The organism is Arthrobacter sp. zg-Y877, from assembly GCF_030373105.1.
Lineage (GTDB): Bacteria > Actinomycetota > Actinomycetes > Actinomycetales > Micrococcaceae > Arthrobacter_B.
Map to the genome: position 1 here is coordinate 204,038 of NZ_JAUCPU010000002.1, position 17,936 is coordinate 221,973.

Genomic DNA, 17,936 nt, shown 5'->3' on the forward strand with positions numbered 1-17,936 from the left:
TTGGTTTGGGTTGACGTGCCACGCTAGTAGGAGGTAAGTCAGGGGCCGAAACCGGCCCCTTTAGTTTGTAGTTGCTCGTGAATGTTTTCACAAACACGTAGGAGTCAACTTTTCAGAGGAGATAGTGATCAGTATGGATTGGCGGAGCCGCGCAGCTTGCCTGGATAAAGATCCGGAGCTTTTCTTTCCCGTGGGCAACACCGGCCCGGCTCTTCTTCAAATCGAAGAAGCCAAGAGTGTTTGCCGGCGCTGCCCGGTAATCGACACCTGCCTGCAGTGGGCTATCGAAACCGGCCAGGACGCCGGCGTATGGGGCGGTATGAGCGAAGATGAGCGCCGCGCGCTGAAGCGCCGTGCAGCCCGCGCCCGCCGCGCCTCCTAACAGGACTTATCCCGGCATTAGGCCGGTGCAATTGAAGGGCCGCTGCCAATGGCAGCGGCCCTTCGTCGTACGTGGAGGTACTCAGGTGCGGCGGTACTCGGTATCCAGGCCCATTTCGATCGTGACTTCAGTCCCGCCGCCGTCGCTGGCGGACCACTCGATGGTCCCGTCCAGTTCGCTTTGGACCAGGGTCCGGACGATCTGCAGGCCCAGGCCCTCGCGCCGCGGCTCGGGCGGCAGCCCCACGCCGTCGTCGGTCACCGTCACGGTGAGCCGTTCCTCCCGGCCTGCATCACCGTGCCGCCGGGCAGCCAGGCCGACGGTCCCGCGCCGGCCCGCCAGCCCGTGTTCGACGGCGTTGGTCACCAGTTCGTTGATGACCAGGGCCAGCGGCGTGGCCAGGTCACTGGGCAGTTCCCCAAAGGATCCCTCGCGGCGGGTCCGGACTTCCTGCGTCGGCGAGGCCACTTCGGCCGAAAGCCGGAACTGGCGGTCGATCAGCTCGTCGAAATCCACGTTCTGGGTCAGGCCCTGTGAGAGTGTCTCGTGCACGAGGGCAATGGTGGACACGCGCCGCATGGCCTGGGCCAGGCCCAGTTTGCCTTCCTCGCTCTCCATCCGCCGTGACTGCATACGCAGCAGGGCCGCCACCGTCTGCAGGTTGTTCTTGACCCGGTGGTGGATCTCCCGGATGGTGGCGTCCTTGGAGACCAGTTCCATCTCGCGGCGGCGCAGCTCGGAGACATCGCGGCAGAGCACGAGGGCACCGAACCGCTCTTTTTCGTCCCGGAGCGGGATGGCGCGCAGGGACAGGCTGACGCCGCGGGACTCAATCTCAGTGCGCCACGGCATCCGTCCGGTGACCACCAGCGGCAGGGTTTCATCCACCATCCGCCGGTCCTTGAGCAGTGCGGTGGTGATCTCCGCCAGGGAACGTCCCTCCAGCGTCTCCATATCGCCCAGCCGGCGGAACGCCGAGACACCGTTGGGACTCGCATACTGCACGATCCCTTCAGCATCGAGGCGGATCAATCCGTCACCGACGCGGGGGGCGCCCCTGCGTGAACCCGTGGGCGTGGCGAAGTCCGGCCAGAGGCCCAGGGTTCCCATCCGCAGCAGGTCATAGGCGAGCTGCCGGTAGGTCAGTTCCAGCCGCGAAGGCATCCGCGAACTGGACAGGTCCATGTGCGACGTGACCACAGCCAGGGTCCGGCCGTTGCGGACAAAGGGGATCGCCTCGACCCGCATGGCCGTTTCAGCGGTCCAGCTGGTTTCGCTGGACCGTTCGATGTGCTGGCTCCGCCACGCGGCGTCGACCAGCGGGTGCAGGTCGGAGCGGATGCGTTCGCCTACAAAGTCGCTGTGGAACACAGTGTGCGACGTCGAGGGGCGGGCATGTGCCAACGCCACGTATCCGCCGTCGGGCACCGGGAACCAGAGCGCCAGGTCCGCGAACGCCAGATCGGCAACCAGCTGCCAGTCCCCCACCAGCAGGTGCAGCCATTCAGCGTCTCCCGGGCCGAAGTCCGCATGATCCTTGATCGGGTCGGTAAAAATTGCCACGTGGACTCCGGGCTAGCGGCGGACGATGGAGCGAAGCACGCGGAGAGCGACCGAAAGGGACGCCATGTCATCCTGCTCGAGGCGGTTCACTTCGTTGAACATTTTCGAGGCGCGTTCCAGGTTGTCGGCGTTCTCCTGCTCCCAGGCGTGCAGCCGCTCCCCCGGATCCGTGCCGGACTGGTCAGGCGTTGCGTCCAGGACGGCCACCGTCATGTCCGCCACGGTCGAGTACAGGTCATCGCGCAGGGCACCGCGCGCCAGCGACTGCCACCTATCTTCGCGCGGCAGGTTGGTGATCCGGTCCAGCAGGCCGTCAATGCCGTACTTGTCATAGACGGCGTAGTACACGCCCGCCACTTCGGCGGCCGGCTCGTCGCTGCCCCGGCTCGCCAGGGCGACGTCGAGCAGGCCGAAGGACTCGAACTGTTCGGCCCAGTACTTGCCGAGCTCCTGCGGGATATCCAGCTCGCGGGCCTTCTGCCGCATGGCTTCAACCCGCTCGGCGTCTCCGCCGCGGAGGTACCGGGTCAGTTCGGCGAGGAGCGGCTGCAGGACAGGCCGGAACGCCTCTATGTCTTCGTCGATCGTGGTTCCCCGGCCCACGTGGTTGACGAACCAGCGCACCGCGCGGTCCAGCAGCCGGCGCAGGTCCAGGTGCATCATGGACCAGGTCTGCGTGGGGAAGTCCGCGGGCAGCGCACCGAGTCCGGCGAGGACCTTGTCGATTCCGTAGATTTCCCGCAGCGATGTGAAGGCGCGGGCGGCCTCCGCTTCGGTGGCGGAGGTTTCCTCGATGATGCGGAAGGCGAAGGTAATGCCGCCGATGTTGATCATGTCGTTGGCAACCACCGTCGAGATGATCTCCCGGCGCAGCGGATGGGTGTCCAGCTGGTCCCCGAAACGTTCAACGATCTGCTTCGGGAAATACCTGCGCAGGGTGCCTGCGAAGTACGGATCGTCGGCCAGGTTCGAACGGGTCAATGCCTTGGTGAGTTCGATTTTCGCGTACGCCGCCAGGACGGCCAGCTCAGGTGAGGTCAACCCCTCGCCCGCAGCGATGCGTGCATGCAGTTCCTCGTTGGTGGGCAGTGCCTCTAGCTCACGGTCCAGGTCGGCATGTTCCTCAAGCCAGTCCATCAACCGCTCGAAGCTGGGGCTGGATTCCAGGACCCGCTGCCGGTCGTTGAGCAGCAGCATGTTCTGGTCGACGTTGTCCTGCAGGACCAGGTGTCCCACTTCGTCCGTCATCGAGTGCAGGAACGCGGCACGCTCCTCCGGGTCCAGCCGGCCGGCTGCAACCATCCGGTCCACGAAGATCTTGATATTGACTTCGTGGTCGGAGCAGTCGACGCCGGCGGAATTGTCAATGGCATCGGTGTTGAGGATGACGCCGGCGCGTGCAGCTTCAATGCGTCCACGCTGGGTCATGCCCAGGTTTCCACCTTCACCGACTACCTTGACCCGCAGGTCGCGGCCATCCACACGGATGGCGTCGTTGGCCTTGTCCCCCACATCGGCGGAGGTCTCGTCCGAGGACTTCACGTAGGTGCCGATGCCGCCGTTGTAGAGCAGGTCCACAGGGGCCGTCAGGATGGCCTTCAGCAGCTCCGGCGGACTCATCTTCGTCGCCGAAGAGGGCAGGCCCAGAACACGGCGGACCTCTTCGGAAAGCGGGATGCTCTTGGACTGGCGCGGGAAGATCCCGCCGCCTGCGCTGATCAGGGACTCGTCGTAGTCGGCCCAGGACGAGCGCGGCAGCTCGAACAGGCGCTGCCGTTCGGCGTGCGACCGGGCGGCATCCGGATTGGGGTCCAGGAAGATGTGCCGGTGGTCGAAGGCGGCGACCAGCTTGACGTGTTTGGACAGCAGCATGCCGTTGCCAAACACGTCGCCGCTCATGTCGCCCACACCCACCACGGTGAAGTCCTGGCTCTGGGTGTCCAGATCGAGTTCGCTGAAGTGCCGCTTGACCGATTCCCACGCGCCGCGGGCGGTGATGCCCATCGCCTTGTGGTCGTAGCCCACGGATCCGCCGGAGGCGAACGCGTCGCCGAGCCAGAACCCGTATTCCGCGGAGATGGAGTTGGCGATATCGGAGAACGAAGCCGTGCCCTTGTCCGCAGCGACCACCAGGTAGCTGTCGTCGCCGTCGTGGCGGACCACGCGTTCGGGCGGAACTACTTCCTCGCCGGATTCCTTCACCACGAGGTTGTCGGTCAGGTCCAGCAGACCGCGGATGAAGGTGCGGTAGCTGTTCTTTCCCTCTTCCATCCAGGCGCCGCGGTCAACCGCGGGGTCGGGCAGCTTCTTCGCATAGAACCCGCCCTTGGCTCCGGTGGGGACGATCACGGCGTTCTTGACCGTTTGCGCCTTGACCAGGCCCAGGACTTCGGTGCGGAAATCCTCGCGCCGGTCGGACCAGCGCAGCCCGCCGCGGGCCACTTCCCCGAAGCGCAGGTGCACGCCTTCCACCCGCGGGGAGTACACCCAGATTTCGTATTTCGGACGCGGGAACGGAGCACCCTCGATGGCACCGGTGTTCAGTTTGAAACTGACGTATGCCTTGTCCTGGTAGAAGTTCGTGCGCAGGGTGGCGTTGATCAGGTTTGCGAAGGTCCTCAGGACGCGGTCGGCGTCGAGGGTGGGTACCTGCTCGAGGCCGCGCTCCAGCGCGGCTCCGGCCTGCTCGACGGCGGTACGGCGCTCCTCGTCCGTCAGGTCCGGATCGAAACGCCCTTCGAAGAGGGCGATCAGTGCATGGGCGACGTCGGGGTTGGCCAGCAGGGTGCCGGCCACGAAACCGTAGGAGTTCGCCGTGCCGACCTGGCGCATGTACTTTGCGTAGGCCCGCAGGATGACCACCTGGCGCCAGCGCAGCCCCTGCCGGAGGATCAGCCGGTCGAAGGCGTCGGACTCGGCGGTCCCGGACAGTCCGGCGCGGAAGGCTTCGGCGAGCAGGGTGCCGGTCTGCAGCGGGTCGATGCCGGCGGGATACACCAGGCCCAGATCATAAAGGTAGAAAGTCGTGCCGTCAGCGCGCTGGATTTCGAACGGCCGTTCGTCGAGCACCTCGAGGCCGAGATTGTGCAGGAACGGCAGGATCTGGGTCAGTGACTTGGGTTCGGTCAGGTAAAGCTTGAGCCGGGCGTCCTCGGAACCGTGCCCGCCGTCCCCGGAGGGGATGTAGACAAAGAGTTCCGGGGCGGTGTCCGGGGAGGCCACCCGGGCTTCGAAGCGGGCAATGTCCTCGAGGGCGTCCTCCACCTCATAGGCCACCCGGTAGGCGGCGGGGAAGGCGTCAGCCCACAGTGCGGAAAGCTTCTCCGCCTCCCGGCGGGAGAACTTGGTCCGCACTACTTCTTCGATGCCCTCGCCCCAGGACCGTGTCGCCTGGACCAGGCGTGCCTCCAGGGCCGCGGCGTCGACATCCGTGATTTCCTGGCCCCGGGGAAGCCGGATCCGCAGGAAGAGCCGGGCGAGGGCGGATTCCGTCATCCGCGCCTCGAAGTCGATGGATTCGGCCTTGAACGTGGAGCGCAGTTCGTCCTGGATCCGGAGCCGGACCGGCGTCGTATAGCGGTCGCGCGGCAGGAAGACGATCGCGGACATGAAGCGGCCGTAGATGTCGGGACGGAGGAACAGCCGGGTGCGGCGCCTCTCCTGCAGGCGGAGGATTGCCAGGGAGGTCTCCATCAGCGCCGAGGGGTCGATCTGGAAGAGTTCGTCGCGCGGGTAGGTTTCCAGGATGGAGAGCAGGTCCTTGCCCGAATGGGAATCGGCGGGGAAACCGCACGTGCGCATCACTTCCCGGACCTTGTCCCGGACAATCGGGATGCTGCGGACGGACCCGGTATAGGCACCGGTGGCGAACAGGCCGATAAAGCGGCGTTCCCCGGTGACGTTGCCGTGCTCGTCGAACCGCTTGACCCCGAGGTAATCGAGGTAGGCGGGCCGGTGCACGGTGGAGCGCGAGTTGGCTTTGGTGATGACGAGGGCACGCTTTTCGCGTGCTTTCGCACGGCCCGCGCCGGTCAGGCGCTGGACCCGCCTGGTGGAGTGCAGCCGAAGGAGTCCGAGGCCGCTGTCCTCCGTGGGGCGCAGGGCATCTTCGCCGTCTTCGGTGATGAGGTCGTATTCGCGGTAACCAAGGAAGGTGAAGTTGCCGTTATCCAGCCACGTCAGCAGTTCACGGGCCTGCTGGAGGTCGGGGATCTCACGCGCACCGGGCACGGTTTCGAGGGAACGGGCAATCTCATGCACCTTCGACCGCATGGCCGGCCAGTCCGAGACCGCAATCCGGACGTCGCCCAGCACTTTTTTCAGGCCTTCAATGAGTCCGGAGCGTTTGTCCGCGTCCGTTATCCGGGCGACGTCGATGGCAATCCAGGATTCCACCTTGGTGGTGCCCCCGTTTCCGCCCATCAGGTCGGCCAGGTTCGGCAGGGCGGCGGTGTCTCCGCTGGAGACGCCGGCGGTGGCGGGGACGCGCTGCACCTGCTGCAGTTCGCCGCTGCGGGGATCCCGGGTGGCGAGGAAAATCGGGTGCACCACCAGCCGGATGGCGGCGTTGCGGCGCACCACCTCTGCAGTAACCGAGTCGACCAGGAAGGGCATGTCGTCGGTGACGATGAGAATGACGCTGGTGTCACCCTGGTCCACCACGTCTACGGCGGCGGTGCCCTCGGCGCGGGTGAGCGCCAGTTCCATGTGCTTCTGGGCCCGTTCCCGCAGAACCGACGGCTCATACGCCTGGGCATCTTCACGCGCCAGATGCTCGTAGTAATTCCCGATGAACTCATCCAGGGAAGTGTCCGAACTGAAAAGATCCGCGATGCGGGATCCTGACGACATGTAATACGCCTCCGATAGTGCTTACGTCCGGCTGCTCCGTTGCAGCCTGCTCCCCTTGAGCCTATCCGCGAATGCACCAAAGGTCACTTTGCTCCCCATCCCCGTGCGCCGCGACGCCGCCGGGGTACCTGGACGCCAGCCAACTCCGCGATGGCTCCCCGGAGGGCCGATGCCGGAGCCGTTTCCAGCAGGGCCGTTCCGGAGAGCAGGGAGGCATCCGCTGAGTCGTAGTCAGCCGGAAGGAAGGCACTGATTTCCCGTCCCGGCCCGAATCTTTCCCACGCGCCGCGCAGCTGGCTCTCCGGCTGCCGCCCGACCGATGCGGCCCGGACTTTGTTCAACACGATCCTCGGCTCGACGCCGGGCACTGCTGCGGCAAGGTCCGAGAGGGCGCGGACCAGACGGGGAACACCGACAGAGTCCGCAGCGCCAACAGCGTAGACCGTGTCCGCTGCTTCAAGCACCAGCAGCGTGGCGGCGTTGCGGCGCGGGGCGATGGTGTCGAAGCTCAGTTCCTCATCGGTTTCCAGCGAGAACCCGCAGTCGACAATGGTGACATCAGCGGTCCGGCGTGCGACCTCCAAGACCCCGGACAGCGCTGCGGGGCGCAGTTCCACCCACCGGTCGGACCGCGTGATACCGGTGAGCACCGCCAACCGGTGCCCCCGGAGGGAGACATCTGAGGCAATCCGCTGCAGCGCGACGTCGTCGAGCAGGCCCTGGTCGGCAAGGCGGCAGGCCTGCGCCAGCCCGGCGGACTCGTCAAGCAGGCCAAGGCTCACGGCTACGCTGGCGCCATAGGTGTCGGCGTCGATCAGGAGCACGCGTTTGCCTGCCGCAGCCGCTTCAGCAGCCAGATTGACGGCCAGCGTGGTCCGGCCGGGCGCGCCTGCCGGTCCCCAGACGGCGGTGACGGTTCCGGTGCGGACGTCCGGTTCCCCCGTGCCGGAGGCTGCCGGACCCGGCCCCGGTCCCCCCGTGCCTGTCCCGAAGGCAGCCGCCGGGTCGGCGAGCGCGTTGCTGCCCGTACTAGCGGAGGCATCCCCGGCCTGCTCCAGCACCTGTACCGCGGTGGAAATCAATCCCGCGAGCGCACCGGGGTCCACACCAGCGGGGGCATTGAGGATCCGGATGGTATCCAGGCGCCGCCGGAGGACGGGATCATCGGTAAGAGCCACCAGTGCCACGCCGGCGGCGCCGAGCCGCTGGGCCAGGGCTGCGGTAAGTTCACCGGCGTCCCCGGCGACGACGGCGGCCCGCACGATGCCGCTTTGCGAAACGGCGACGAGTTCCGCCAGTTCCGTACACCGCCGAACCACGGTTACTGGACCCTGCAGGCGTTCCAGCCCGTCGAGCACCCCGGCGGTTGCGGCCCCCACGGTGGCCACCGGGATATTCATGAGCCCGGCGACGGGTTGTGGACCACGGTGATCTTGGCCTGGTTGGACAACGCACTCAAGAGCAGCGGCAGGTCCGCGTCCTCCACCAGGACCAGCAGCTCCGTGCTTCGGGTGGTTCCCAAAGCGGACTCCGTAACGGCCATCTCCGATATCTCCGCAGCCTCGATCAATTGCCGCGGCTCGTCGAATCCGTTCACTGCGTTGGGCATGGCCGCCCAGATGTCCACACGCGATCCGGCGTCCGTGCTGGCAGGCAGCGGGTCTTCCACCCGCAGCCCCACGGGTTTGCGGTCCAGCGCGTCAGGGTGGACCAGCGCGGACCGGGCCACCAGCTCCCCCTCGCGGAGCACCGCACCGGCAACAGCGTCCCTGGGCAATCCTGCCGCCACCGGGAAATAAAACTCTTCGGCATTGCCGAGCCGCACCGGCACCACGAGCAGATCCTCAGCGGTCAGGGACGTACCCGGAGGAATATCCCGTTTTGCAGCGTAGACCTCCGTGGTCCGGTCCGCGGCGTCCACCAGGGCGACAACCGAGGCAACGGATCCGAGCACCAGCAGGATGCCCAGCAGGAGCCGTGGATCCCGCCATGACGGTTTCCGCAGCCGCGCCGCGGCCGGTTCCGCACCGGTTGTACGTTCCGATAGATGCAGGCTCATGCTCCACGTCCCCCTTGGATTCCACATGTCCGGATCCCCTATGTCATGCCCAGGTGTAATGTCCGGGTGCCAGGCTCAGGTGTCGTCCCCCTGTGCCACACTCCCCTGTGCCACTCTCCCGCCCCGCTCCGGGACCATGGCCGCCATTGTGGAGGAAGCCCGGAGGGAAGGAAACGGTGGTTTTCGAGAAAGCCGAATCTGTGGATAACCCATCAGCCCGATCCTGCTGGTGCCACACTGGTGCTGCTGGTATACAACGGTGCAAACCGCAGTGGTGCGGTGCGAAAGGTGAGTGGCATGGGCGATAAGAGATTCCTGACGCTGGCCGATGTCGCCGAGGTATTGAACATCTCCTCCTCGCAGACGTATGCCCTTGTCCGCAGCGGAGAACTTCCAGCTATCCAGATTGGCGGCAGGGGCCAGTGGCGGGTGGAGGCGCAGCAGCTCGAGGACTACATTTCCCGCGCCTACCGGAAGTCCGCCGCAGCTGTGCGGCAGGGCATGCCGGTGGAGGAGAATGCTGGGAGCTGAGCCTGGGATGCCGGCAGCGCGTAGCTTCCTTCGGACGCACTGTCCTTGCCCGCCCCAGCCCTGCCTGTCCCCTGCCAGGTTCAGTCCCGCCCGGTTCAGTCCCAGCCGCTCTGTTGTGAGAGGACTGCGGCCACCGTGGCCATCGGCAGCACATAGGCGGCTGTGACGTTGGCTGGGCGCCGCGGCTGATCGGACGGCAGGGCGGCCAGTTCCAGGAAATCGTTGCCTACCCGGTCGATGGTGCCGTGCAGGGCGCGTTCCGCCGCCGAACCGACGGAACGGACGACGACGGCGCTGCGGTCCCGGGCAATGCCCCGCAGCGCAGAGGCAACTCCAAGCCGCACTGTCTCTGCAGGCTGGCTGGCAAACCGGTCCATGCCCCTGATGGAAACCACGTGCGCCAGGACCGCCAAGGCGGCGCCGCGGTCCCGCTCCAGCACCAGCCATCCTTCCCCCACATGCCGCAGGATCCCCTGCAGCAGGCCCGCCGTGCCGAGATCGACCACCAGGTGCTTCCCGCATTGGCTGCGGAGCCTGTCCTGCAGGCTGATCCCGCGGAGCTCTATCCGCACCCGTTCGGCGATCTCACCTTCGACAGCCACCCCGGCAGCTGCGGCCATCTGTGCCTCCATGTCCCTAAACAGGGCATCCCATCGCATCGCCCTAGGCTAGCGGCCACGAAGCCGGCCGACCACTCTGGACACCGACCGAAGCGAAGTGTAGACACGGGCATCAACTGAACCATGCATTGCCAAAAGAACCCTTCCCTGCCAAACAAGTCAGGGGTCACCAAAAGAACTAAAAACCGGCAAACGAATCAAATGCCGGCAAATACAAGCAACCAGCGGACACCACACGGCGTGGCCAGAGAAGCCCAGCACAGCACTAAACAAATCGCATTAACCGGGTCGGAGCATCCGTACACCTGTCCCGAAACACCGCGCTCCCCAGATCGGAGAAAGCCATGACCGTATCCGTTCCCCGTCCGGGACTGGCGGCAGACGCGCTTACCGCCGCAGCCGTGGCAGGTCTCGGCCTGTTGCTATTGTGGTGCGGTTCCCGGATGCTTCCGGCCGCCGCTGCAGGTTCTGCCGCGTTCGCCCCGGATCCCCTCTCCCCGGAACCGCTTTCATTCGCCACGCTGACGCAGATCGCCGGGTTCTGTGCCGCAGCCGCGGGTGTGCTGCTGACGCTCTGGTGGGTTGCAGGCTCGATTTTCGCCTTGGCCGGGTGCCTCCTGCACCGGTCCGGTTTCCGCACTGCCGCCAGGCGGACGCTGTCGCTGGCACCGGGGCCGCTGCGCCGGCTGGCCGCGGCTGCACTGGGGCTTTCCCTGGCTGCCGGGGGCGCCTTGGGCACCGCACCGATGTCAGCGGCATCCACGCCAGTGGCCGCCGCAGCAGCGGCAGCCAGGACGACTCTCCAGACGGCACACCCGACGGCGGCCGATGCACCCGGTGCTGGCACAGCAGCAGCTACTTCAGCGACTTCAGCGACTTCAGGACAACAAGACGCGGACGGTGCCGGAACTCCGGAAACGGCCGACGCGGGGGAAGCTGTCTCTCCGCTGTGGCGTCCGGCTCCCCCTCAGCCTGCAGCCGGCAACCTGCTGACCGGCTCGCCCCGGCAGGACGAGCGGGAGGTCGTCGTCGCGGCGGGAGACACCCTCTGGTCGCTGGCGGCAGCACAGCTGGGACCGTACGCCACCGACGCCGAGACGGCTGCCCTCTGGCCCCGTTGGTACGAACTGAACCGGGACGTCATAGGTCCCGACCCGGGCCTTATCCACCCCGGCCAGGTCCTGGCCATGCCGCCCCGGTGATGTTCCCACCGAATTCTTGACAGGAAAGGACGCACCATGACGAGCGTGATATTCCTTCCGGCTCCGGATGCCCCGGCCGGGCTGGCGCAGCGGGGGCAGGCGGGGAGCGAACCGGGCCCGATCGCTGTTTATCTGGCACCCGTGCAGGAAGTGCTTCCGGCACCTGTTCCCGCCACCCCGCCGATGCGGTACCGGGCCGACCCGGCACCGGATCCCGCCCGTGTCTCTCCGGCCCCAAACTGGGCCTCGGATCCAGCGGACGACGCCCGGGTGAAGGCCATCTGCCAATCGGTGGCACTGGCCGCCTTGGAGGTACTGGGCGGCGTCCGCCCGCTGCAGCAGATGGCGCGCTGGCTGGATCCGGAAAGCTACGAACGGCTGCAGCTGCGTGCCAATCTGGTCCGCGGGCTGAAGCAGAATCCCCGCGGAGGGCCGGGGTCCGACCCACAGCTGCTGCACCGGGGTGTACGCATCCGCTCCTGCCACCTGTGCCCGGTCGCGGAGGGGATCTATGAAGCCTCGGTAGTGGCCTGGGAAAACGAAAGAGCCCGCGCCGTTGCGCTGAGGGTTCAGCTACGGCGCGGGCTCTGGAAAGTCACCGCCCTGGAGATTGGATAGGTCCCGCCCGGTGGAGGCGGTGCATCTTGTTACTTGCGGCGCTTCGCCTTCTTGGCTCCGGACTTCGCGCCGGTCTGCGCTGCCTTGCGGGCGGCAGGAGCAGCCGGATTGGCCTTGGAATCCTGCTTGTCGCGGGACCCTGTCCGCTCGACCCGGGTATCCACCCCGCCCTGGCTGTTCGGTGCCGTGAACTGGAGGCTGGCCGGCTGCTGCGGAGCTTCAAGTCCGGCGGCCTTGATAACGGGGGTGCCGACGACGCCGCGCGCGTCCTTTACGCCGGCCAAGGCGTTCGCTGCCGGGACGGCAGGCTCGCTGACCTGCACGTCGGCGTTGAAGAGGTAGCCGACGCTTTCCTCGCGGATGGACTCCATCATCGTCTGGAACATCACGAATCCTTCGCGCTGGTATTCCACCAGCGGATCGCGCTGCGCCATGGCCCGCAGTCCGATGCCCTCCTTGAGGTAGTCCATTTCGTAGAGGTGTTCCTGCCACTTCCGGCCGATGACCGAGAGCACGACCCGGCGCTCCAGTTCGCGCATCGTGGCCGACCCCAGTGCTTCCTCGCGGGCCTGGTAGGCCAGCTTCGCGTCGGACAGGATCTCGTTGTGCAGGAAGTCGCGGGTGAGCCGGGACCGGCCGCCCGCTTCCTCAACCACCTCGTCAATGGTCAGGCCGATCGGGTACAGCGTCTTGAGGTTGGTCCACAGCTGCTCGAGGTCCCAGTCATCCCCGTGTCCCTCAGCGGTGGCTTCGTTGACGACCGCAGTGACGACGTCCTCCAGGAAGAAGCTGATCTTCTCCTGCAGGTCATCGCCTTCCAGGATCCGGCGGCGGTCGCCGTAGATGGCTTCGCGCTGGCGGTTCAGGACGTCGTCGTACTTCAGGACGTTCTTGCGCTGTTCCGCGTTGCGTCCCTCAACCTGTCCCTGCGCATTCTGGATGGCCTTCGACACCAGCTTGGATTCCAGTGCGACGTCGTCGGGCATGGACGAGCTGTTCATGATCCGTTCAGCGGCACCGGAGTTGAACAGCCGCATCAGGTCATCGGTGAGCGAAAGATAGAAGCGGGATTCGCCCGGATCGCCCTGCCGGCCGGACCGGCCGCGGAGCTGGTTATCGATACGGCGTGACTCGTGGCGTTCGGTACCAAGAACGTAGAGCCCGCCGAGTTCGACCACTTCCTGCTGCTCGGCGGCCACGGCATGGCGTGCCTTCTCCAGGGCATCCGGCCAGGCGGACTCATAGTCCTCGGGGTTGTCATTCGGGTCCAGCCCGCGGCGTTCCAGCTCTGCGATGGCATTGAACTCCGCGTTGCCGCCGAGCATGATGTCAGTGCCGCGGCCTGCCATGTTGGTTGCTACGGTAACGGCCCCCTTGCGGCCTGCCTGGGCAACGATGGCGGCTTCACGTGCGTGGTTCTTCGCGTTGAGGACCTCGTGCCGGATGCCTGCCTTCGCCAGCTGCTTGGAGAGGTACTCGCTCTTCTCCACACTGGTGGTGCCGACCAGCACGGGCTGGCCGGACGCGTGACGTTCGGCAATGTCCTTGACCACGGCGTCGAACTTTGCCACTTCGTTCTTGTAGATCAGGTCTGCCTGGTCGATCCGGGACATGGGCTTGTTGGTGGGAATCGGCACCACGCCAAGCTTGTAGGTGCTCATGAACTCGGCGGCTTCGGTCTCGGCCGTACCGGTCATGCCGGCCAGCTTTTCGTAGAGCCGGAAGTAGTTCTGCAGGGTGACCGTGGCGAGCGTCTGGTTTTCGGCCTTAATGACCACGCCTTCCTTCGCCTCGATCGCCTGGTGCATACCCTCGTTGTACCGGCGGCCGGCCAGGATTCGGCCGGTGTGCTCGTCAACGATCATGACTTCGCCGTTGAGGACCACGTAGTCCTTGTCGCGCTTGAAGAGTTCCTTGGCCTTGATGGCGTTGTTGAGGAAGCCGATCAGCGGGGTGTTGGCAGCCTCGTAGAGGTTGGAGATACCGAGGTAGTCCTCCACCTTCTCGATACCGGGCTCCAGGATGCCGACCGTGCGCTTTTTCTCGTCCACTTCGTAGTCGGTGTCCAGTTTCAGGCGCTGGACGACCTTGGAGAACTCGGTGTACCACCGGTTCACGTCGCCGCTGGCCGCGCCGGAAATGATCAGCGGAGTACGTGCCTCGTCGATGAGGATGGAGTCCACTTCGTCGACGATGGCGAAGTGGTGGCCGCGCTGGACCAGCTCCGCGGCGCTCCAGGCCATATTGTCGCGGAGGTAGTCGAAGCCGAACTCGTTGTTGGTTCCGTAGGTGATGTCGGCGGCGTACTGTTCACGCCGGGTCGCGGGGTCCTGGTTGGAAAGGATGCAGCCGCTGGTCATGCCCAGGAAGCGGAACACCCGTCCCATCAGGTCCGACTGGTACTCCGCCAGGTAGTCGTTGACGGTGACGATATGAACGCCACGCCCGGTGAGGGCGTTGAGGTAGGCAGGTGCCGTGGCGACAAGGGTCTTGCCCTCACCGGTCTTCATTTCGGCAATGTTGCCCAGGTGCAGGGCCGCGCCGCCCATCAGCTGGACGTCGAAGTGCCGCATGCCGAGGGTACGCCCGGCAGCCTCGCGGACGGCGGCGAATGCTTCGGGAAGGAGGTCATCGAGGGACTCGCCGTCGTTGTAGCGCTCTTTGAGGCGGTCCGTTTCACCCCGGAGCTCGGCATCGGTCATGCCCTTGAACTCGTCCTCGAGCACGTTGATCGCGTCGGCGTAGTTACGCAGTGTCTTCAGCGTCTTCTTGTCGCCGGTACGAAGAACTCGTTCGAGTAGTGATGCCACTGATTTGCTCCCAATCTAGTGTTGCCGAAATCTGGCGTCCCCAGTCTACGTGAGAGACGTACGGTGGCGGTCCGTGGTTCCCCATTGACCTTTTATTCCCTGCTTACTTCCAGCTTCAGGGCCGGAGCCAGGTCTCCCGCGGGCTTCACCGTAATCTGCCCGAGCCCCAGCCACTGTGCCATGAGCCGCAGCTCGGCAGCCAGTTGACGCGCCGTATGGTGCGGCGCCCCGGGTTCTGAATGGGCTGCCTGCACAAGGAGCATACCCGCGCCACGGTCCGCTTTGAGATCCACCCGGGCCACGAGTTCCTCGCCGAGCAGGAACGGCAGGACATAGTAGCCAAACCTGCGCTTTTCCGGCGGCGTATAGATTTCGATCCGGTAATGGAACCCGAACAGCTCTTCGAGTCTCCGACGCTCGAAGACCAGGGAATCGAAGGGGCTGAGGAGCGCCTGTCCGGAGACGGCCCGGGGAATCACCGCTTCGGCATGCAGGTAGGCCGGCTGCCGCCAGCCGGCCACCTCCACCCGCTCCAGAATCCCCTTGCCCGCCAGTTCCTCTGCGGCCAGTGCCGTCTCACGCTGCTGGAGACGGAAGTAGTCGGCGAGCCCGCGGACCGTCGCAACGCCGTGCGCCCGTGCTGCGGCCTCGGTCAGGCGCAGCACGGCATCGCCAAAGTCTGATGGCGCCAATGCGGCCGCCCCGGCAGGATGAACGGCCTGCGTGGGCGCATACAGCCGTTCGAACTGCGCGGTCCGCCCTGCGGAACTGATCAGGCCGGCGGCAAACAGGTCCTCCAGGACCCGCTTGGCAGCGTTCCAGTTCCAGCCCCAGTCCGTGGTGCCCCGGGCCCGGCTGTGGCCGAGGAGGTCCATGGTCTCGCGGGAGGTCAGGGGCCTTCCCGCGGACTCCAGGACCTCAAGGATGCGTTCCCGGAGATCCTCTGCCAGGACCTCCGGGAGCGATCCTGCGGTCATCCATGTCCGCCGTTGGACGGCCCGCAGGTCCGCGAACAGTTCGGGGCGGACAAAGCTGGCCTCGTGCGCCCAGTATTCGACCATCCGGCGCGGCCGCCTGCCTGCCATCCGGTCCAGGATTTTCGAGTCATAGGGACCGAGCCGGGAAAAAAGCGGCAGGTAGTGGCTGCGCGAAAGCACGTTGACGGAGTCGATCTGCAATACCGCGAGCCGTTCAAAAGTACGGCCCACCTGCCTTGCGTTAACAAGGCCGGTGGGCCGTACCCGGGCCAGTCCCTGCGCCGCCAAGGCCGTACGGCGTGCCTGGCGGAGCGAGAGCCTGGTGTTTTTCATCCCCTCATCCTAGGGGAGCAGGTGCAGGTCAGGCGGTCGCGCGGCCGTCAACTGCGGTTTCGGCGGCGCGGTAGCCGCGTATTTCTTCCCGCGGGTCTTCCGTGCCTTCGGCGCACTTGGCGTCCAGGGTGATGACCCCGTAGGTCCAGCCCCGGCGGCGGTACACCACCGAAGGCGCGCCGGTGGCGGAATCCACAAACAGGTAGAAGTCGTGGCCGACCAGTTCCATGTTGTCGACGGCGTCGTCAAGGCTCATGGGGGCACCCGGGAAAACCTTGCGCCGGATCAATACTGGGCACTCGCCGGCGGCTTCTTCCGCTGCGGCTTCCTCGGCCTCCTGGTCCCGTTCCTCGGCGGCTGCTGCCACCTGGACGTAAAGAGGCTCCGAGGTACTCACGGGACCAAGATCAGCAGTGGCGACCCGGACCGGTACCGGTGTGTGGCGACCGTGGTGCACCTTGCGCCTGTCGCTTGCCCGGCGCAACCGTTCCAGCAGCTTTCCGTACGCGAGGTCGAACGCTGCGAACTTGTCCCCGGATGTTGCCTCTGCACGGACAACGGGTCCCCGTCCGGTGACCGTGATCTCCACGGTCAGGGCGCTGTCTGCGTCCCGGACGTTACCCTGCTTCGTGACCCTGGCCTCCACCCGCTGGACTTTGTCGCCGAGCGCCTCCACTTTGCCGATCTTCTCTTCGGCGTACTCGCGGAACCGGTCTGATACTGCAACATTGCGTCCGCTGATCATGAATTCCATGGTGCCCTCCAATAGATTTCGGTGACACAACAACGGCCGCTGTCAGGTTGCTTCGCGACCGTTGCCGCAGGATAGCCCCGCTACTTGAAGCTATCCATACTCAACACGTTAGATCACCGCCGACCTTTATTCACGTCTCCCGATTCCGTTTCCGCCGCCGGTGGGAAGCGCCCCCGGAACGGCAGGGAAGATGGGAACAGTGTTACGTGCAGGGGCCGGTGTTGCGGCAATAACCGCCGCGCCGCGGACCGTGGCGCCGGCCGCCCGGAGAGCCCGCACGGCTTCGGCAAGGGTGGCTCCCGTAGTCAGGACGTCATCGAGCACCAGGCAGTCGATACCGGCAAGTGCCCCGGGAGGACCTGCTGTCATGGTGTTCCGGACATTTCGTCTCCGGGCGCTGCTGCCCAGTCCCTTTTGCGTCCCGGCCGGGACGGATCTGCCGGACCCACCTGCACCGCCCGGACGTGCTGCCCCGCTGATCACCCGCGGAAGTTTTTTCCCCATGCCGTGCCCGGCCGACACGGAGACCAGGGAGCTAACGGTGCAGCCCGCCGGCAGCAGCTGATGGTGCTGAATCCGCTTCAGAAGCAGCACCAAAGGAACGTAGCCCCGTTTGCGCAGTGAGGCGCTGGTACCGGGCACGGGAACAAGCACCAACGGATAAACTCCCCGGTTCTGGTACGCATCCAGCACTGCGGCCTGCAGTGCTCCCGCCAGCACCGGGGCCAGGAAACCAGCCAGGTCGGTGTGTCCCCGGTTCTTGAAGGCCAGCAGGGTCTGCGCCAATCCGCCCGCATAAACGCCGGCAGCCAGCACGTGCAGCGGGGCAAAGGGCGCTTCGGCAGGCTCCTGGCCGGCGGCTACAGGCGCAGACTGCGGGTCCGGGTGTTCCGGCGGTTCCTCAGCTGGAAGTGCTCCTGCGCCGTCCTGGGCAAAATACGGGTGCAAGGTACCGCGCCGGATCCTGGCTGCACATCCGCCGCACAGGCACTGGTCCGGAGCGCCGCACACCACACAGGAGACCGGCACCAGCACAGCGGCAAGGTCGGATACGGCGGCGGCAAGGGCCCGGCCAGGGCCGGAGTAAAGCAACCGGTCCAGCTGCCCGCGTAGTGTGCCCAGTGCGCCCATCCATCCACCCTGCTGCCGGGGGGAACCATCGGGTGACGTCACGGGCCACGCCGGGGATATCCCCGGCGCGGACCCGCCGCATCAGAACGCTGTGGAGGAAAGCAG

The 17,936-nt window shown here is 66.0% G+C and carries 13 protein-coding genes; 4 read left to right on the forward strand and 9 right to left on the reverse strand.

Features of this window, described 5'->3' with window-relative positions:
• The first annotated feature begins 133 nt into the window (after positions 1–133).
• Positions 134–382, forward strand: coding sequence for a WhiB family transcriptional regulator (locus QNO03_RS05060; RefSeq protein ID WP_055239553.1), 249 nt, complete (start codon positions 134–136; stop codon positions 380–382).
• 81 nt (positions 383–463) lie between these two features.
• Here the strand turns inward: QNO03_RS05060 and QNO03_RS05065 are convergent, their stop codons facing one another.
• From QNO03_RS05065 to QNO03_RS05080, 4 genes are all read right to left on the reverse strand, one after another.
• Positions 464–1,945 carry a sensor histidine kinase gene (locus QNO03_RS05065; RefSeq protein WP_229950442.1) on the reverse strand — a complete coding sequence of 494 codons (1,482 nt, stop codon included), beginning with the start codon at positions 1,943–1,945 and terminating at the stop codon, positions 464–466.
• A gap of 12 nt (positions 1,946–1,957) precedes the next feature.
• Positions 1,958–6,796: an NAD-glutamate dehydrogenase gene (locus QNO03_RS05070; RefSeq protein ID WP_289602290.1), complete on the reverse strand. Its 4,839-nt coding sequence runs from the start codon at positions 6,794–6,796 to the stop codon at positions 1,958–1,960.
• An 83-nt stretch (positions 6,797–6,879) separates the two neighbouring features.
• Entirely contained in the window at positions 6,880–8,196 is a 1,317-nt protein-coding gene (locus QNO03_RS05075; protein ID WP_289602291.1) for a CpaE/TadZ family protein, read from the reverse strand.
• Positions 8,193–8,855 (reverse strand): CpaB family protein, encoded by a 663-nt coding sequence (locus QNO03_RS05080; RefSeq protein WP_289602292.1) that lies wholly within the window; start codon positions 8,853–8,855, stop codon positions 8,193–8,195. Before QNO03_RS05080 ends, QNO03_RS05075 begins: the two co-directional genes overlap by 4 nt.
• Positions 8,856–9,152: 297 nt before the next feature.
• Here QNO03_RS05080 and QNO03_RS05085 point away from each other — a divergent pair, with 297 nt between their 5' ends.
• Positions 9,153–9,386, forward strand: a complete 234-nt coding sequence (locus tag QNO03_RS05085; protein ID WP_229950433.1) for a helix-turn-helix domain-containing protein — start codon at positions 9,153–9,155, stop codon at positions 9,384–9,386.
• 95 nt (positions 9,387–9,481) lie between these two features.
• On the opposite strand, the gene QNO03_RS05090 is transcribed toward QNO03_RS05085, so the two are convergent.
• Entirely contained in the window at positions 9,482–10,045 is a 564-nt protein-coding gene (locus QNO03_RS05090; protein WP_289602295.1) for a hypothetical protein, read from the reverse strand.
• Between the two features lie 305 nt (positions 10,046–10,350).
• On the opposite strand from QNO03_RS05090, the gene QNO03_RS05095 reads away from it, so the two are divergent.
• Together QNO03_RS05095 and QNO03_RS05100 are read left to right on the forward strand one after the other, a co-directional pair.
• Entirely contained in the window at positions 10,351–11,208 is an 858-nt protein-coding gene (locus QNO03_RS05095) for a LysM peptidoglycan-binding domain-containing protein (RefSeq protein ID WP_289602297.1), read from the forward strand.
• A gap of 36 nt (positions 11,209–11,244) precedes the next feature.
• Positions 11,245–11,826, forward strand: coding sequence for an Rv3235 family protein (locus QNO03_RS05100; protein ID WP_289602299.1), 582 nt, complete (start codon positions 11,245–11,247; stop codon positions 11,824–11,826).
• A gap of 29 nt (positions 11,827–11,855) precedes the next feature.
• On the opposite strand, the gene secA is transcribed toward QNO03_RS05100, so the two are convergent.
• The 4 genes from secA to QNO03_RS05120 all read right to left on the reverse strand — a co-directional run bounded on the left by secA (position 11,856) and on the right by QNO03_RS05120 (position 17,831).
• Entirely contained in the window at positions 11,856–14,636 is a 2,781-nt protein-coding gene (gene secA, locus QNO03_RS05105; RefSeq protein WP_289602300.1) for a preprotein translocase subunit SecA, read from the reverse strand.
• 92 nt (positions 14,637–14,728) lie between these two features.
• On the reverse strand, positions 14,729–15,946 hold the full coding sequence (locus QNO03_RS05110) for a winged helix-turn-helix domain-containing protein (protein WP_289602302.1): 1,218 nt from the start codon (positions 15,944–15,946) through the stop codon (positions 14,729–14,731).
• A 28-nt stretch (positions 15,947–15,974) separates the two neighbouring features.
• Entirely contained in the window at positions 15,975–16,700 is a 726-nt protein-coding gene (gene hpf / locus QNO03_RS05115; protein ID WP_289602304.1) for a ribosome hibernation-promoting factor, HPF/YfiA family, read from the reverse strand.
• A gap of 126 nt (positions 16,701–16,826) precedes the next feature.
• Complete coding sequence (locus QNO03_RS05120; protein ID WP_289602306.1) at positions 16,827–17,831, reverse strand: ComF family protein; 1,005 nt, start codon at positions 17,829–17,831, stop codon at positions 16,827–16,829.
• Positions 17,832–17,936: the final 105 nt, after the last annotated feature.